Here is an 18692-nt window from a genome sequence, read left to right on the forward strand (position 1 = left end):
GGCAATGAGAAACAGTATTAAGACGTACCGTTTTATCATCAAACCCAGAAGTAAATCTGATCCCCGATCCAGAGGGTACTTAAGTGACGCGCATGCCCTTGGGCTGACCGGCGTGAAAGAAATAGAGTGCAGTGACCTGTACTTTGTACGGGGTGAGTTATCGGAAGGTGATATGAAATCACTGGCAGACCGCTTGCTCCATGATCCGGTCACTCACCAGGTGGAGGCAGATATCCTTGAAGATATGTCTGCCGACAGCCGGGAGGTAATGAAAGTAATTCCTGGCATCATTGAGGTGGCTCTGCGCCCCGGAGTCACCGATCCAGCCGCCGAGCAGATTGTTCGGGCTGCCGGTATGATAGGAGTAAAAGGAATAAGCGCTGCCTGCACCGGGCTGCGCTTTTTTGTTAAAGGGGAAAATGTCAACGAATCTCTGCTCCGCCAACTGGCGGAGCGTTTGTTTTCTAATGCGGTCATTCAGCGATACGCGCTGGGTACGATCATGCCGTCATTTACCGAAGCAACCGAAGCCAATGGAGCTGTTGAACATATTCATCTCCGTGGGTTGGACCCGGCTGGATTACTGGCAGTCTCTGCTGACCGCCGGGCTGCATTGAGCCTTGAGGAAATGCAGGCCATCCAGGCGTACTGCGACAGGGAGCAGCGCGACCTGACGGACATCGAATTTGAGATGCTGGCACAGACCTGGAGTGAGCATTGTGTTCACAAGACATTCAAATCGAAGGTGATTGTGGAACAGGATGATGAGAATACCCATACCTTTCCGATGGAATACAATCACCTTTTCAATCAAACCATCCGAGCAGCCACCCGCAATATTAATGCCTGCTGGGTGCTCTCTTCTTTCAAAGAAAATGCCGGAATTGTAGAGTTTGACGGCAAAAATGAGATCTCATTCAAGGTAGAAACACACAACCATCCATCTGCCATAGAACCCTTTGGCGGTGCCAATACTGGCATTGGCGGGGTGATCCGGGATGTTATTGGTGTTTCAGCTAAACCGATTGCATCCACCGATATCCTGTGTTTCGGCCCGCAGGATTTGCACCTGGAGGATCTGCCGGAAGGTGTTCTGCACCCCCGGCGGATCGCTTCAGGGGTGGTGGCCGGTATAGAAGATTACGGCAACAAAATGGGCATACCCACCGTGAACGGCTCGGTCTGGTATGACCCTGGATTTGTGGCCAACCCGCTTGTTTTTTGCGGGAGCATTGGAATTGCTCCGAAAGGATCCAACCCGCACGGCATTCAACCGGGTGATCACATTATTCTGCTGGGTGGACGGACCGGCCGTGACGGTCTTCGGGGGGCAACTTTCTCATCGATGACTATGGATGCCCAGACTGGCGAGGTTTCCGGAGCCTCTGTTCAAATTGGAGCACCCATTGTGGAAAAAGGTCTGGTGGATGTCATCGTCCCGGCGCGGGACCGCGGTTTATATCATGCCATAACCGATTGCGGGGCGGGTGGATTGTCATCGGCTGTTGGAGAGATGGCATCAGAATGCGGTGGTGATATCCAGCTGGCAGATGTACCCCTGAAATATCCGGGGCTGGTTCCCTGGGAAATCTGGCTGTCTGAGGCCCAGGAGCGCATGGTGGTTGCTGTTCCAGACAAAAACCTGGCTGAATTAAAGAATCTGTGCGATTTGTACGATGTTTCTTTGACGGATATCGGTACATTCAATCAGAGCGGTCGAATACGCGTATTTTTCGGTTCAAATCTTGTTTTGGATTTGGATAATGAATTTTTACATAACGGTCTGCCACAGCGGCAGTACCGGGCTCATGTGCGGGCACCTGAATTTGAACCTGGCTGGCAGAATGAAGACAGTCAGGTTCTTGATATCGATTATTCAACCACACTTCTTAAACTACTGGCGCATCCAAATATTAAATCAAAAGAGCACATCATCCGCGTGTATGATCATGAGGTGCAGGGAGGAACTGTAGTCAAACCACTGAGCGGTGTGATGCATGACGGGCCGTCAGACGGCAGCGTGATTAAACCGGCAGGTTGTGACGGAAAACAGGCATTTGTCCTTTCCAATGGACTGAATCCGGAATATGGCAAGCAAGCCCCGTATGAAATGACCCAACTGGTGATGGATGAAGCCATCCGAAACGCCGTCGCCTGTGGGGCTGACCCGACCCGAATTGCCGTTTTAGACAATTTCTGCTGGGGTGATCCCACCCGGCCGGAGGTGATGGGCGATCTGGTGCAATCTGCCCAGGCCTGTTATGACACGGCGCTGCATTATGAAACGCCATTTATTTCTGGAAAAGACTCTTTCAATAATGAATATCTGGGTTCTGATGGCAACCGGCATTCCATTCCGCCTACACTGGTGATTTCAGCCCTGGGATGGATGCCTGATTGGGAGCAGGCGTTGACCATGGATTTGAAGAAGCCCGGTGATCTGCTATACCTTGTGGGCGATTTTCAACCGGGATTTGGAGGCAGCCATTTTAACCTGATCCATCCTGAATCGCCTGTTGAAGAAGGGATACCGGTTTGCAGTCCTGGCAATCCTGCCGTATATCGGGCATTCTATACCGCCGTTTCTAAACGACTGGCAGCTGCCTGCCATGACCTGAGTGAAGGCGGACTGGCGGTGGCGGCAGCAGAAATGTGCATGGGCGGCCGTCTGGGACTACAGATTGATCTGGGTGATGATACAGACCCATTAAGATGTCTCTTTGGTGAGACGAGCGGTTGCCTGCTTGTGGAAGTATCGCCAGACAGCCAGTCGGAATTTGAAAATGTCATGCAGACAAATCCCTTCCGGCAGATTGGCATCGTGCATTCTTCACCGGAACTTGTGATTAATCATTGTAAAGAAAACCTGCTGACAGTTGGCATATCTGACTTGCTACTTGCCTGGAAAGAGGGTGTCATTGGAGGGCAGACAGCATGAAACCAAAAGCATTGATTCTGTTTGCCTCTGGAACAAACCGCGACCACGATGTGTCTGATGCATTGGAACTGGCCGGAGCGGAAACGACCATCTATCCGGTAAAATATCTGCGCGAATCAAATGTGGATTGGTCTGCTTACCAGATGCTGATCATACCCGGCGGGTTTTCGTACGCTGATGCTCTGGGCGCCGGCCGGCTTTTTGCTCTTGACCTAACGGCATATTTCACCGGACAGGTGCAGAACTTTCTGGCAGCCGGGAAACCGGTCATCGGAATCTGTAATGGTTTTCAGGCGCTGGTTAAATCAGGCATCCTGCCGGAAATGCGCATGGCTGGAGAAAGACAGAAAGCCACATTGACATTCAATCAGAGCAATCATTTTGAATGCCGCTGGGTGACATTGAAACCGGTATCTCAAAAATGCCTCTGGACACAGGGTTTAACAGCATTGATTGATTGTCCGGTGGCGCATGGAGAAGGCAATTTTCAGGTGAGCGACCCGGGATATGCCGAAACACTCTTTCAACAAGATCAGGTGGCTCTACTTTATACATATCCTGATGGGGCACTGGCAGATGGCAAATATCCCATGAATCCCAACGGATCCATTCGTGATATTGCCGGAATATGCAATCAACAGGGCAATGTGCTCGGGTTGATGCCCCATCCAGAAAACAACATTTTCCCGTATCAAACCCCTGACCGTGCCAATCGGCCGGATCACTTTGGGCTGCCATTATTTATTAATGGCGTTCGTTATGCCAGTCAATCTTGAACAGGAGGCTGCCTTGACGCTGTCTGATGATGCCATTCTTTCTTTGCTATCGAACGCTTTTGAAGCCAGCAACCTTCCCCTGCCCGAACGAAATGCCGGGAAGGTGCGTGATTGGTATTCCCTGCCCGATCAGCGCCGGTTGATTGTCACAACAGACAGACTTTCAGCTTTTGACCGCAATCTGGCGGTTGTGCCGTATAAAGGGCAGGTACTTAACCAGCTGTCAGCCTGGTGGTTTGAACAAACGACCGGGCTGATTGGGAATCATATCCTCTCGATACCCGACCCCAATGCTGCAGTAGTGAAAGAAGTCACTCCTTTCCCGATCGAAGTGATTGTGCGTGGATACATCACCGGAGTGACCAGTACGGCATTGTGGCACAGATATTCACTGGGAGAGCGCTCCATTTACGGATATACCTTCGGCGAAGGATTGAAGAAGAATCAAGTGCTTCCTGAACCCATCATCACCCCCACGACCAAGGGCGGTGTGACCGGTCATGATGAACGCCTGACCTGCCTGGAGGTGGTGGAAAAAGGATATTTGAACAAGTCAGACTGGGATCAGATCCAATCAGCCGCTTTATCCATATTCAAACTGGGGCAACAGATAGCCGAACAGGCGGATATGATCCTGGTGGATACGAAATATGAATTCGGGCGATCCACCGATGGACAGATCTTATTGATTGATGAGGTGCATACGCCGGATTCGTCCCGTTTCTGGAAAAAAGACACCTATGCCGAACGGTTTGCAGCCGGAGAAGAACCGGAAAACTTTGACAAAGAATTCATCCGCATCTATTATGCCGACCGCGGTTACCGTGGCGATGGTCAGCCGCCGGTTGTTGAACCTGAGCTATGGCTTCAGGCCAGCCGGCGGTATATAGCTATTTACGAAAAACTGACCGGGAGAGAATTCTTACCGGGCAATTACCCTGTCAATCCGCGTTTGATCGAAAATCTGCGGAAAGGAGGATATATTCAATGAAGCCGTTGTTGGTCATTTTGATGGGTTCACAGGCTGACCGGAAACAGGCTGATGCCGTGGCTGAGGCTGCCCGTCCGATGGGAATGGATGTGAAAATGCATATCGGTTCAGCCCATAAGACGGCCACGCATGTGCTTAATTTGCTGAAAATGTATGAATCTGACCCGCGCCCCAAGGTTTATGTCACCATTGCAGGGCGTAGTAATGCCCTCTCCGGTTTCACTGATGGAGCGGTGATATCACCGGTGATTGCCTGTCCGCCCATTCCCGAGAAATTTGGGGGAGCGGATATCTTTTCCTCATTAAGTATGCCATCTGGTATTGCTCCGGCGGTCGTACTCGATCCGGCCAATGCGGCCCTGCTGGCAGCCAAAATCTTTGCCTTATCAGACCCTGATATTCGTGAAGCTGTAAAAGAGTTTCAAGATTCTGCCCGGCAAAAAATTCTGGATGATGATACGGCATTAAATGTTGAAGGTTGATTCCCGGTCATTATGACCGGTTGAGTTTTTTCCTCATCAAATTTCCTGATAAAGAGTGGTGAATTGAATATGTTCCGGGAAGATTCGCCTGAAGAAGAGTGTGGTGTTCTGGGAATTTTTGCTCCAAAAGAAGATGTAGCGCGCATGGCTTACTTTGGCCTGTCTGCACTGCAGCACCGCGGACAGGAAGCAGCCGGTATCGCCGTTTCTGACGGCCAGACATTGCGCCTGCATAAGGATATTGGACTGGTCTCACAGGTCTTTGACCCACTCACGCTCTCGAAGATCAAGGGTGATTTTGCCATCGGGCATACCCGCTATTCCACCACGGGATCGTCGTCAGCACGCAATGCCCAGCCATTCCTGATCGATACACAATATGGCCCCATTGCGCTGGCCCATAACGGCAACCTGATCAATGCGGCGGAATTAAGGCAGGAATTATTGAAGAAGGGCATCGGCCTGTCATCCACGTCAGATACAGAGGTGATGACTATGATGCTGGCCTGCTCTAAAGGTGATACCTGGTTTGACCGTCTCAAAGATGCCATTCTGCACTGGAAAGGTGCTTTCTCGCTGGTTATTTTGACCCGCGACCAGGTGTTTGCTGTGCGCGACCCCTGGGGTTTTCATCCGCTGAATGTGGGCATGCTGCCCGGAGGTGGTCATGTGGCGGCTTCCGAGGTGGGCGCACTGCGGACCCTGGGATGTGAAGCGTACCGCGAGGTGCTGCCAGGTGAAATCATTGCATTGAGCAATACAGCCATGATAGCCTTCCAGGCCGTTCCAATTCCCGAGCAAACTGCTTTTTGCACCTTTGAGAACATTTATTTCTCGCGGCCAGATAATGTTTTTGACGGCAAAAGCGTTCACGCCATCCGGCAGCGTCTGGGTGAAAACCTGGCGAAAGAATCGCCTGTGGAAGCCGATGTGGTTATTCCTGTACCCGATTCTTCCATCCCCGCAGCCATTGGTTTTTCCCGGGAATCTGGTATTCCGTACAATGACGGCTTTATAAAGAACCGGTATATCGGGCGGACATTCATTGAACCCAATGATTCCCTCCGGCAGCTTGGCATTGCCCTGAAATACAACGTCATCATGGAGAATGTACTGGATAAACGGGTGGTCATGGTAGATGATTCCATCGTGCGGGGGAATACAACCGGTCCGTTGATCCAATTATTGAAAGCAGCGGGAGTCAAAGAGGTGCATCTGCGTATTACCTGTCCGCCCATCAAACATCCCTGTTTCATGGGTGTTGATATGGGAACGTATGACGAACTGATCGCCCACCGCTGTACCGTGGATGAGATTTGCCGGAAGGTGGGTGCGGATTCTTTATCGTATCTTTCATTGCAAGGAATGATGTCTGCCATAGGTCGCGAAGAGGGGTATTGCAATGCCTGTTTTACCGGTCTGTACCCCATCCCTCCTACGATTGGTATGACCAAAACCGGATTTGAACAATCTATCGGGGAATAATTAAGGAGCTGCCGCATGAATGTTTTGATTGTTGGTTCAGGTGGAAGAGAACATGCCATAGCCTGGAAAGTCCGTCAGTCACCATTGTGCGATCGGCTCTTTATCGCGCCCGGAAATCCCGGTATGGCCGATCTGGGAGAACTGATTCCGTTGGATGTGGAAGACAGCGCCGGAATTGTAGCGGCAGCCATCCGTGAAAAAATTGACCTGGTGGTGATTGGACCAGAGGCGTCTCTGGCAGCCGGGGTGAGCGATCGGCTGCGCGCCAACGGCATTGCTGTATTTGGCCCGTCACAATACGCGGCCAAAATCGAGACATCCAAACGTTTTGCCAAACAATTTATGCAGCGGCAGGGGATACCCACGGCCGGTTTTGCGGTTTTCTCCCATTTCAGGGAAGCCTGCTATCATCTTCGGTCAATTCAACACCCGTTCGTCATCAAGGCATCCGGCCTGGCAGCAGGGAAGGGCGTTTTCCTCCCGCAGACAGTGGATGAAGGGGTGGAAATCCTTCGTGCCATCATGGTCGACCGGCAGTTTGGCAATGCCGGTGAGGAAGTCATCATTGAAGAACGGTTGGAAGGGGAAGAAGTCTCCCTGCTGGCTTTTTGCGACGGCAATACACTGGTCACCATGCCGCCAGCACAAGATCATAAACGTCTGATGGATGATGATGAAGGTCCAAATACCGGCGGGATGGGTGCATATGCTCCTGCCCCGGTGTTGACTTCTGATCAAATAGTTGAAGTAACACGTACAGTATTGCAGCCGGTTCTTGACGGTCTTCGGGCAGAGGGTCACCCGTATATTGGTGTGTTGTATGCCGGGCTGATGGTGACGAAAGACGGTCCCAGGGTGCTGGAATTTAATGCCCGGTTTGGAGACCCGGAAACCCAGGCCATTCTTCCCTTATTACAGAGCGATCTGCTGGGTATATTTCAGGCCTGCGTAAAGGGCGAGCTGCATAATCAGACGGTTTCCTGGACTGATGGTGCTGCGGTTTGTGTCGAGTTAGTTTCCGCCGGATATCCGGTACATTCAGAAACCGGTTATCCCATCAAGGGATTGGATTTAAGGATGGAAAACGGTGTGGTTTTCCATGCCGGAACCCGGCTTGATGATGGTCAACTGGTGAATGCCGGCGGCCGGGTACTCGGCGTGACCTGCTGGGGAAGCGGTCTGGCTGAAGCCATAGAACGGGCGTACCTTGCCATTGAATCTATTTCATTTGAAGGTATGCATTACCGAAAGGATATCGGGCACAAAGGGCTGGTTCGATTGAATCGCTCGATTGCGTATCAATCTGCCGGGGTAGATATTGATGCCGGAAACCGGGCTGTCGAGTTGATGAAAGCCAGTGTAATGGAAACCTACACATCACGTGTGCTGGCCGGGATTGGGGCATTTGGCGGGTTGTTTGATGCCGCGGATCTTGGAAAGCAACCGGTTCTGGTAGCCTCTACAGATGGTGTTGGCACAAAAGTGGAACTGGCTGCCCGGCTGGGACGCTATCACGGCATTGGCGAGGATATTGTTAATCATTGCATTGATGATATTCTGGTACAGGGTGCCCGGCCGTTGTTTTTCCTTGATTATTTCGCCACAGCAAAATTGAATCCCGGCGTGGCAGCGGAAATCGTCTCTGGCATGGCAGATGCCTGCAAAGCAGCCGGGTGTGTGTTGTTGGGCGGTGAAACGGCTGAAATGCCCGGTGTGTATCAGGAAAATGCGTTTGATGTGGCTGGTACCATTGTTGGTATAGTGGAAAGGGGGAAAATTTTGCCGGATCAACCGTCTATGCAGGCGGGTGACATCCTGATTGGGTTTGCCTCCAGCGGGCCTCATACCAATGGCTATTCCTTGATACGAAAATTGTGTGAAGGTGAAGACTTACTGGCATATAACGAATCCCTGAAATCCTCTCTGGCAGATGCCCTGCTGGCCCCCCATCGTTCTTACCTGAATGTGGTGGGGCCGGTATTGCCTATGATTAAAGGCATGGCCCACATCACAGGTGGTGGATTTATTGAGAACATCCCACGCATGCTGCCGGAAGGCCTTCAGGCTGTGGTGGACCGGTCAACCTGGCCCCAGCCGACGCTGTTCAAGTGGATGCAACAGCAGGGGAATATTGAGGAGCGGGAAATGTACCGCGTATTCAATATGGGGATTGGTCTGGTGGCCGTCATTCGGCCGGATGTCTGGGCAGCCGTCAGATCGACTGTAACGGAACCTGTCTGGCGGATTGGCGAATTGCGGAAAGGGAATCGTTCCGAGGTGGTGATTCAATGACGCAGGCCGGACTGGTGGTTCTCATCTCGGGGAACGGTTCGAATTTGCAGGCGATTCTGGATGCCATATCGACAGGAGAACTCCCGGCAGAAGTGAGGGCGGTCATCTCCAATAAGAAAGATGCATATGGCCTGGAACGGGCCCGAAAGGCAGGCGTTCCGGCTGTGGTCAAATCCCGACGTAGCGATCAGAATCGGGCAGAGTATGATACCGAACTGGCCAACCTGGTGGCTGGATACCAACCAGATTTGATCGTACTGGCGGGCTGGATGCGCCTGTTAACCCTGAATTTTCTTGGCCGGTTTCCAGGCCGAGTGATCAATTTGCATCCAGCCCTGCCGGGCATGTTTCCCGGGGTGGATGCCATCGAACGAGCCTACGAAGCCTATCACCGGGGAGAGATCAAATATACCGGAATTATGGTGCATTATGTGCCAGATGAAGGTGTCGATATCGGCCCGATCATCAACCAGCAGATTGTTGAGATTCGGCCGTCCGATACGCTGGAAGAATTGGAAATGCGAGTCCATGCCTGCGAACATGAACTTTTAGTCAAAACAATACAGCAATTGATCAATCAAATGGAGGAAGAAGATGCCTAAAGCATTACTCTCGGTGTACGACAAAACAGGTCTGGTGGATTTTGCCCGTGGATTGATTAACCTTGGTTGGGATTTACTGGCTTCCGGGGGAACAGCAAAGCTGCTCATGCAGAATAACCTGAAAGTTACCGAAGTGGCAGATTACACCGGCTCACCGGAAATTCTGGGTGGACGGGTAAAAACCCTGCATCCGGCCATTCACGGCGGGTTGCTGGCCCGTAACACTGAGGATGATCTCAATCAGCTCCATTCGCTTGGCTGGGATTACATAGATCTGGTAGCCGTCAACCTCTATCCATTTGAAGCTACCGTGGCCAAACCAGATGTTACTCTGGCGGAAGCCATTGAGCAGATTGACATCGGAGGTGTGGCGTTGATCCGGGCGGCGGCTAAAAATCATGACCGGGTCACCCTGGTTTGTGATCCCTCCGATTACAACATGGTTTTAGACAGATTAACTCGAAAGAATCTTGATGAAGCTACCCGAAGGAGTCTGGCATTGAAAGGTTTTCGGTTAACCTCGCACTATGACCAGGCGATCAGCCGTTACCTTGACGGTGGGCAAGGCGAGACTCTGGAACTCTATCCGGTCCAATCTTTACGGTATGGGGAGAATCCGCACCAATCGGCTGTTCTGTTGGGGTATCATCCTGGAGACACACCCCTGGGCGGGAAAGTCTTGCAGGGTAAGGAACTCTCGTATAACAACCTGCTGGACCTCGATGCTGCCTGGCGGACGGTGGTCAGCTACAAGAAAACCAGCATTGTCATTGTCAAACACCTCACCCCCTGCGGTGTGGCCTCCAATGACGATCAGGCGGAAGCCTATAAAGCCGCCTATGAATGTGACACAGTTTCGGCGTATGGCGGTATCATTGCCGCCAACCGTCCCATCACTGCCGCGACAGCCGAAGCCATTAAAGACCTGTTCGTGGAATGTATCATCGCCCCCGGGTATGAACCCGCCGCCCTCGAGCTCTTTGCGAAAAAGAAGAATGCCCGGCTGATTGAAATGCCGGATCTGGAAATCGAGCCGAAGGTGGAATACCGTTCTGTAATGCGCGGAGTGTTGCGCCAGCAGGTGGACCTGGGCGATCCTGACCAGAGCGGCTGGAAAGTGGTGACGGATAAACAACCCACGGCGGAGGAAATGGCCGCCATGAAGTTTGCCTGGGTTGCCTGCCAGTATGTGAAATCCAATTCGATCGTTTTCGCCAAAGGTGAAACCACTGTTGGCATTGGTGGCGGCCAACCCAACCGGGTTGATTGTGTGCGCATCGCCGCAAGACATGCCGGAGATAAGGCAAAGGGTGCCGTGATGGCTTCGGATGCGTTCTTCCCGTACCCTGATTCTGTTGAGGAAGCGGCGAAAGCTGGAATCACTGCCATTGTGCATCCCGGCGGTTCCATCCGTGACCAGATATCGATCGACCTGTGCAACAAACTTGGACTTAGCATGGTGGTCACCGGTTTCCGGCATTTCAGACACTAATAGTTGATGGAAGGTAGAATGGCGAAGAAAAACATTTTTGAGCAGTCTGAAAGTTTGACATTTGATGATGTGCTGATCGAACCCGGTTACAGCGAAGTTTTGCCTTCCGAAGTGGACGTGCATGCCCCGCTGACTCGTGATATTCAACTTAACATCCCCATCCTTTCCGCCGCCATGGATACCGTCACCGAATCACGGCTGGCCATCGCGCTGGCCCGCGAGGGCGGTATCGGCATCATGCACCGCAACATGCCGCCCGCCGAACAGGCGCTTGAGGTGGAGAAGGTCAAACGCTCTGAATCTGGCATGATCATGGATCCCATCACTCTGCCGCCTACCGCCACGCTGGCGGAAGCAGAAGAGATCATGGCGCGATTCCATATCAGTGGTGTGCCTGTGGTGGACCTGGCGACCAATCGGTTGGTGGGCATTCTGACCAACCGTGACACGCGCTTCACCGAAGCGGCGGATATGTACCGCCCGGTAACAGAGTTCATGACATCAGATAATCTGGTGGTGGCGAAAATTGACACCACACTGGACCAGGCCAAAGAGATTCTCAAACAGCATCGCATTGAAAAGCTGCCCCTGGTGGATGAAGATGGTCACCTGAAAGGGTTGATCACCGTTAAAGATATTCAGAAACGGATGCAATTCCCCAACGCGGCCAAAGACGAGCACGGCCGCCTGCTGGTGGGTGCGGCGGTCGGTGTGGGTGCTGATCTCGAAGAGCGTGTTGAAGGCCTGATCGAAAAAGGTGTAGATGTGGTGGTGATTGACACCGCTCATGGCCATACCGCCGGTGTGATCAAAGCCATCAAACGCATTAAGGCTGTTCAGAAGAATTTGCCAGTCATCGCCGGCAATGTGGTGACCGAAGAAGGCACCGAAGCATTGATTGATGCCGACGCGGACGCCATCAAGGTGGGCGTGGGTGCGGGTTCCATTTGCACCACCCGCATCATCTCGGGCACCGGCATGCCGCAGTTGACGGCTGTCTACCGCTGTGCGAAAGTAGCCCGCCCGAAGAACATCCCGGTGATTGCTGATGGCGGAATCAAGTACAGCGGGGATATCGTCAAGGCGATTGTGGCCGGGGCGAACACCGTCATGCTGGGCAGTCTGCTGGCCGGTTTGCAGGAAGCCCCTGGCGAAGAGATCCTTTATGGCGGCCGCCAGTTCAAGTCATACCGCGGCATGGGCTCCATGGGCGCCCTGCAGGGATACGGCAAGGACCGCTATGGATCACAGGGCGGCAAGCTTGTCCCCGAAGGTGTGGAGGGCATGGTGCCGTTCAAAGGTCCGCTGAATGAGTTCATCTACCAACTGGTAGGCGGCCTGCGTTCGGGCATGGGTTATGCCGGTGCGGAGGATCTGGAGCAGTTGTACAAGAAAACCAATCTGGTGCGCATCACCGGAGCCGGGCTGATCGAAAGTCATCCGCACGATATCACGATCACACGTGAAGCGCCGAATTATCAGCGCGGAGATTGATTTCGAGCCATCTCCATTTCGAAGAAATCGAGATGGGTGGCTCTATCGGATAATAAACTTCCCTGTTTGGTTCAGAAAACAGGGAAGTTTTCATTCTGGTTAGTCCAAATTTTCGGTTGCTTCTACCCTGCAAAATCACCGTTCCGTTGGGCAGGGTAGAAGCAGGCGGTACGTTTCCAAGCATGGAGAAGAGACAGCATTTCCGCCTGCTTCTACCGTGGCATGTTGGGACAAGGCACCGGAGAATAGGTTGGTTTTACATGGATGGAGCAATATCGCGGCAAAGCGCCGGTAGAAGCAACCGGAGACGGGAAGATTTTATTCAGACAGGATGCCTTCCGGTTGCTTCTACCCTGCAAAATCACCGTTCCGTTGGGCAGGGTAGAAGCAGGCGGTACGTTTCCAAGGGTAGAGAAGAGACATCATTTCCGCCTGCTTCTACCGGGGGCATGTAGTGACAAGGCAACCGGGAATGGGTTGATTTTACATGGATGGAGCAATATCGCGGCAGAGCGCCGGTAGAAGCAACCGGAGACGGGAAGATTTTGTTTGGACAGGTTGCCTTCCGGTTGCTTCTACCCTGCATACATAGAACCTATGCCAGTGTCTTTTCCACCACCCGCTGCAGCGGTTTGACCATTTCCTCTTTGATGCGCTCATCAAACTTCGCACGGATGGCCGGTATGTTGACCAATGGCGCGGCGAATGTGTTCAGCATCATGATACCGAAATCGTTCTGTGGGAATGTCTTATAAAAACCGAGCCGTTTGTAGGCTTTATGGTCAGCCATGAATATGGTGCGCAGCCGGCCGTAGATATCATCACGGAAGATCTTCATGCCGCCTTGCCCCAGGAATGTTTCAGGGCGCAGGTATCCGTTGGCGAATGCTTCCAGCGCGTCAGCGGCTTTCTGATCGATCAGCGCATCGATATCGGCAGAAGTACCGGATTCGTCACTGATATAGCCCAGGTAGTTCGCGCCCTGGAATTCGAAGAACGCCGACATGATCTCCTGCAGGTTGGGTATCTGGCCAATTGGGCCAGATACGAGAAGGAAAACCTGCTTTTTCTGTAATGTCGGTTGATGCGAATTGAAAAAGATTCGGTCGAAGAACGTCTTCCAGCGGGCGGAAAGCTGGCGGTCAACAATGCTTCCAGCGTACACCAGGATTTCGGCGGTCATCACTGTGTTTCTGTAAAATTCGATGTAGTCATCCTTGCCTTCATAGAAACAGTGGTTGGCGGAACCGCACACCAGGCAGCCGAGGCAATCCCCTTTGATATTAAGTTCATTAATGTTGACAACGGTCACATTTCCGCCGAACCGATCTTGCACGCGGCTGACCATGTGCGCCAGGTTGCTTTCGGGGTCCTTCGAATCATGTAAAATGACGATCTTGCGTCCGTCTGCCGGTAATGCTGACGAAGTGTTTCCGGGCTGGTAAATAAAATCTCGCTTTTGAAGGGGAAGATACTGCTTTTGAACCGGCGTGTTGTTTTGTACGGCGGAAAACAGGCGCTGACCGAAAAGTGTCAACTGGCGGCGGTACTCTTCATTGTGCAGGTCGTTCATATCTGCTGAGAAATAGTCAACATATTTCATGTCCAGGTCATCGCACACGGCATGCATGTAGTTATGGGCGGTATGGTCATAGAAATGGATGGAGGTGGACAGGGTGGCGGTGTATTTTCCGGCGAAGGCATCCTTCACACCGCGTTCCGAGATCAATTCGATAAAGCGTTTGTAATTTCCGTGCACGCTTAAAACATACAGGGGAAAAGCCCACAGGACGATATCCGACTGGCGGACCCGGTCAATTATGGCATTAAAGGCAGCCGGGTCATTTTCCAGATGTTTGACCTGCAGTGCGATGTTCTCATAGGTGAACCTATGCTGCGGGTTAACTTTCTCCAGATAGCGCGCGTACTGTAAGGTGACACTGAGGTCGCCTTTGGGACTGCCGTTTAATACAATGACTTTCATTTTTACTCCTTGATATTTATTACATGTCAAAATTGACATAATAGGGCAAAAAAGAGAAGCTACTTGCCTTTTACCACTTCAATTGCTTTTTCCAGCCATTCCTGATACATTTTTTCGTACATGATGCCCATTTCGAGGGTCAATTTCCAATACTTTTGCTGATCTGACAAGTTACCCGTCTGCGGATGACCGTAATGGCAGATGGCGTCTTGCATCTTTTCATATACTTTTGATGTGGATTTATGAAGCTTCTGTTGAATAGCCAGTTCTTCCAGCACTTTTTGCGGGTCACGTTTGCCGGAAAAGAACATGCGCACCAGAAAATCTTCCTTCAACGGTTGGATCTCTTCCATCGGAGTGTCCAGCCATTCCATCAGTTCTTTTTTTCCGGATTCTGTAATGGTGTATATTCGGCGGCGCAGGGCATCTTCTGAACTCTTAAATACCGAGGAAACCAGGCCGTCTTTTTCCATCTGGCGAAGGGTGGTGTAGATCTGGCTGTGATGGGCATGCCAGAAATGACCGGTCGAATTGTCAATGGTCTGTTTCAATTCGTAGCCTGTCATCGGGCCGTAATCCAGGAAACCCAGAAGGATATATTTCAGCATAGCAACAGTATACTCTGTCAAAATTGACATGTCAATATGGTAATGAATAAACAAAATACATGTTGGGCCATGAACTGTATCTTTTCCCAACCTGGGAAATTCACTTAATCAATTGTCTATTCGTAAGCCAGCGTTTCCCTGATGGGAATCTTCGAGGCATGAGACGCCGGCGCAATACTGGAAATTGCGGCCAATGCCAGAACACCTGCAAGCCAGGCAATGGAACCGGTCAACGAAAAAACTGCATCCAGCGGTGATTGAAAAATTGAGATTCCAACGCCATAATCCAGCAACATTGTGAATGGAATCGAAAGGATCACACTCACCACCCAGCTCAGCAGGCCTATAACGATTCCTTCCATAACCACGATTAATTGGATGTTGGTATCAGATGCCCCGATCGCCCGCATCACACCGATTTCACGCGTCCGCTCAAGCACATTCAGGTTCATGGTGTTCGATAAGCCGAGCCCGCCTACAATGGCAATCAGACAGGCCATGATCAACATACAGTATGCCAGCACATCCGTGGTGCTTTTCTGTTGCGAAACCCATTCGGAAGAAGTTTGAACATACGATACAGCGATCTTTCGTTTCTTTAACTCCTTCTGCAAAGCTTCAGATATTGTTGATTGTGATAGCGAATCGTGTTCATAGGTAATGGCACGCAGTTCATAAACCTTGTTGGGCAAACCGGCTTCATAACTCAGGTATTCATAATTTGTATAAATCAGTGGTGGATCGATATTCCCCGGCATCCGGTAAAATCCGATAATCTGCCAGTTTGTCCACTTGTCATTGATTTTTATCTTCACCCAATCGTTCAATTTCAAATCAGGGCGAATTTTCTGAAGATGGTTTCCGATAACAATGGCATTCCTGTCATCCGGGGTTAACCAACGCCCGGATACCATCATGGGTTTGATCAGGGTTGAATTGGAAGGGGGGCCAACAAAGACCACGGCATCTTCCTTTTTCTGATCCTGCTTCTGCAATTTTCCTTCAATTGTCAACCAGCCTTCCACGCCCGAAATACCGGGTATGGATTTCACAATGTTGGAAATCATTTTAAACGGGTATGACCGTTCCAGAACAACATTAACATCAGAGAGGTAGTAACCCTGAATGTCGACCATTACTTTGTCAAAGCTGGACCAAAGGTTGAATACTGCGATAAAAATGGCACCGGCAAGTACCAGAGTAATGAATGTGAGAGAAGTACGTGCTTTTTTTCGGAAGGCATTGCGCAGGGAAAGCAGGATCGGCCGGGGAAGCAACTTCCACCGGGACTCAATCCCTTTTTTAGGTTTCGTTCCACCGCTCAGTCCAAAGTCGCTTAAGGCTTCGCGGACCGGCCTATTCAAACTTGTGACAACCGGAATACCCGATGCCAGAACCGGCACGAGAAAAGAAATTAACCCCTGTTGGAGAACAATATCCGGGTAGAGAGAGGCGGGTGCGGAATCGTAGTTGAGCATATTTCCCATGAAACTGTTCATCAACGCTGCTGCCCAGGAGGATAAGGGTACAGAAACAACGAATGCCAGAAACCCAAAACACATCAGTAGTACCATGTACATCGGCAGTATTTGATCCATACTGGCGCCAATGGCTTTCATCACACCGATTTGTTTGGTCTGCTGCATCATCAATGCGACAATGGTATTAACAATCAGGAAGGCGCTCAGTATAACGGTTAGCCAACCAAAGAAGCTGAGAATGAAAATGACGCCCTGGGTAATTTGCCAGGCGAAATGATGGCCGGGATCATACATTGAGACACTGTAAACATTTACACCATTTTTCTCAAATCGGTCAGTAATTTTCTTAACGACATCAGTAACATGGGTTCGGTCTGTGGGGTTTTCAGCCACACTGACAAGAAGCCGGTTATATCCGTCATACGCACCCAGCCATTTACCAGTTTCACGGGTTACATACCCCGTAATAATTCCGGACATGGGGTAAGGAAAGCAGGTTGAATTATGGATGTATCCCGAAAAGGTCAATTGACGTTTTTCACCATTGGGGAGTTCAACTTCAACAGGATCACCCGGTTTTAGCCCCAACGATTGCGCCGATCGGTCAAAGACCACACCATGATGGGTCAGCGGGGGCAGACTTTCACCTTCTCCGGCTGGTTTTACGGTATCTAAACGCTTTTTTTCAAATGTATCAATAGCGAGAAAATCGATATTTGTGGTTGTCCCTGAAGGGGTCACCCATTTGGCGATCAGCTCATATACACCTTCGGCGTCCCCAACACCTGATATGTTGCGAATGGATCGCACCCAGTTTTCATCAAACATCGAGGTGGAGATCTGGGCTTCTGATGGATTGGACGAATTGAAATCCGTCTCCATATTCTGATTCATCATGCGGCCCATATTATTTACCAACCCAACCGAGAACACACCGACAAGGATCGTTGATACCATCAACAGGCTGCGGGTTTTATTACTCCAGAAATCAGCCCATACTTTTCGCCAGCGTGTAAAAAGGATCATTTATGCCGCCAAAGGTATAGATGCCCGTTTTTCAGCCACGATCATGCCATCAGCAATCATGGTGGTGCTTTGAGTGCGTTTTGCCAGGCTGTCATCATGCGTAACGATGATGATGGTTTTCCCCTGTTCTGCCAGGCGGGTAAAGAGTTCAAAGATTGATTCCGCCGTTTTTGAATCAAGGTTTCCGGTGGGTTCATCGGCGATGAGCACGGGGGGATCATTAGCCAGCGCGCGGGCAATAGCCACACGCTGCTGCTGCCCGCCGGAAAGAGCCAGGGGTAGTTTATCGGCATGATCGAGCAAACCGACCAGATTCAACAGGTACTCAGCACGTTCTTTTCGTTCTGAAATCGGGATCTTTCCGCAGAAGTCCATAGCCAGTAGAAGATTCTCCATAATGGACAGCGTGGGAAGAAGCTGGAAGAACTGGAAAACGATGCCCATATTGCTGCCGCGCCAGCGAGCCATTTGACTTTCGCTCATTTTATGGAGAGGGGAGCCGTTGACCCATACTTCGCCGTCAGATGGTCTATCAATTCCTGTGATCATATTCAGTAATGTGGTTTTACCGCTGCCCGACTTGCCGATTATGCTGGCGAATTCGCCTGCATTGAATTCCAGGTTTACACCTTTTAAGACAGGATATTCTCCCGATGATGTTTGGTAACTCTTCTTTACCCCGCGCAGCTCAATCATTGAGAAACCTTCTGGCTTTTGTTTTGAGGGGGTGTTGGAATTTGAAAATGGGAAAAACATCATGATCCATACCTTACGAAAAGATTCTAATAATCAACATACGTGATTTATCCTGAAAAAGTTTTATGAAAAATTTATATTTGACTTTTCTCAAGCGCTTATAATCCCCGATCCCTATGCCAGTCATATGGTTTTGTAGTTACTTTGACGTAACAACTCTAGTGTGATATATTCCATCTGCCGGTTTTTCCGGCCGATGGAAAGCAAGTTGTAGAGGTTTCTCTGAATCGGGCTTTTTAGAGGCACTTATCCCCGGCAGTTATTGCCGGGTTTATTGTTTAACAA

14 protein-coding genes are annotated in these 18692 nt (G+C 50.8%); 10 read left to right on the forward strand and 4 right to left on the reverse strand.

Going from position 1 to position 18692, the window contains the following annotated elements:
• Positions 1 to 4: 4 nt before the first annotated feature.
• From purL to LTAR_RS14145, 10 genes are all read left to right on the forward strand, one after another.
• Positions 5 to 2938: a phosphoribosylformylglycinamidine synthase subunit PurL gene (purL, locus tag LTAR_RS14100; protein WP_081419999.1), complete on the forward strand. Its 2934-nt coding sequence runs from the start codon at positions 5 to 7 to the stop codon at positions 2936 to 2938.
• Entirely contained in the window at positions 2935 to 3714 is a 780-nt protein-coding gene (gene purQ, locus LTAR_RS14105; RefSeq protein ID WP_062422907.1) for a phosphoribosylformylglycinamidine synthase I, read from the forward strand. The genes purL and purQ overlap by 4 nt, the downstream gene beginning before the upstream one ends.
• Positions 3698 to 4705, forward strand: a complete 1008-nt coding sequence (locus tag LTAR_RS14110) for a phosphoribosylaminoimidazolesuccinocarboxamide synthase (protein ID WP_201776002.1) — start codon at positions 3698 to 3700, stop codon at positions 4703 to 4705. Before purQ ends, LTAR_RS14110 begins: the two co-directional genes overlap by 17 nt.
• Positions 4702 to 5187, forward strand: coding sequence for an AIR carboxylase family protein (locus LTAR_RS14115; protein ID WP_062422908.1), 486 nt, complete (start codon positions 4702 to 4704; stop codon positions 5185 to 5187). Before LTAR_RS14110 ends, LTAR_RS14115 begins: the two co-directional genes overlap by 4 nt.
• A 69-nt stretch (positions 5188 to 5256) precedes the next feature.
• Positions 5257 to 6672, forward strand: a complete 1416-nt coding sequence (purF, locus tag LTAR_RS14120) for an amidophosphoribosyltransferase (protein WP_062422909.1) — start codon at positions 5257 to 5259, stop codon at positions 6670 to 6672.
• 15 nt (positions 6673 to 6687) lie between these two features.
• Entirely contained in the window at positions 6688 to 8964 is a 2277-nt protein-coding gene (gene purD, locus LTAR_RS17305) for a phosphoribosylamine--glycine ligase (protein WP_158423449.1), read from the forward strand.
• The gene (gene purN, locus LTAR_RS14130; RefSeq protein WP_062422910.1) at positions 8961 to 9566 is read left to right on the forward strand and encodes a phosphoribosylglycinamide formyltransferase; all 606 of its coding nucleotides are present in this window, start codon (positions 8961 to 8963) and stop codon (positions 9564 to 9566) included. Before purD ends, purN begins: the two co-directional genes overlap by 4 nt.
• Positions 9559 to 11058, forward strand: coding sequence for a bifunctional phosphoribosylaminoimidazolecarboxamide formyltransferase/IMP cyclohydrolase (gene purH, locus LTAR_RS14135; RefSeq protein ID WP_062422911.1), 1500 nt, complete (start codon positions 9559 to 9561; stop codon positions 11056 to 11058). The genes purN and purH overlap by 8 nt, the downstream gene beginning before the upstream one ends.
• A gap of 18 nt (positions 11059 to 11076) precedes the next feature.
• Complete coding sequence (guaB, locus tag LTAR_RS14140; RefSeq protein WP_062422912.1) at positions 11077 to 12552, forward strand: IMP dehydrogenase; 1476 nt, start codon at positions 11077 to 11079, stop codon at positions 12550 to 12552.
• A gap of 264 nt (positions 12553 to 12816) precedes the next feature.
• Positions 12817 to 13074 (forward strand): hypothetical protein, encoded by a 258-nt coding sequence (locus LTAR_RS14145; protein WP_062422913.1) that lies wholly within the window; start codon positions 12817 to 12819, stop codon positions 13072 to 13074.
• Between the two features lie 73 nt (positions 13075 to 13147).
• Here the strand turns inward: LTAR_RS14145 and LTAR_RS14150 are convergent, their stop codons facing one another.
• The 4 genes from LTAR_RS14150 to LTAR_RS14165 form a co-directional block, all read right to left on the reverse strand.
• A complete protein-coding gene (locus LTAR_RS14150) occupies positions 13148 to 14536 on the reverse strand; it encodes an NAD(P)H-dependent oxidoreductase (protein WP_062422914.1) in 1389 nt (462 codons plus the stop codon).
• Between the two features lie 59 nt (positions 14537 to 14595).
• Positions 14596 to 15144 carry a PadR family transcriptional regulator gene (locus LTAR_RS14155; protein WP_158423450.1) on the reverse strand — a complete coding sequence of 183 codons (549 nt, stop codon included), beginning with the start codon at positions 15142 to 15144 and terminating at the stop codon, positions 14596 to 14598.
• A gap of 116 nt (positions 15145 to 15260) precedes the next feature.
• Entirely contained in the window at positions 15261 to 17651 is a 2391-nt protein-coding gene (locus tag LTAR_RS14160) for an ABC transporter permease (RefSeq protein ID WP_062422916.1), read from the reverse strand.
• Positions 17652 to 18347 carry an ABC transporter ATP-binding protein gene (locus LTAR_RS14165; protein ID WP_062422956.1) on the reverse strand — a complete coding sequence of 232 codons (696 nt, stop codon included), beginning with the start codon at positions 18345 to 18347 and terminating at the stop codon, positions 17652 to 17654.
• Positions 18348 to 18692: the final 345 nt, after the last annotated feature.

The sequence above is a fragment of the Leptolinea tardivitalis genome (assembly GCF_001050275.1).
Classification (GTDB): domain Bacteria; phylum Chloroflexota; class Anaerolineae; order Anaerolineales; family Anaerolineaceae; genus Leptolinea; species Leptolinea tardivitalis.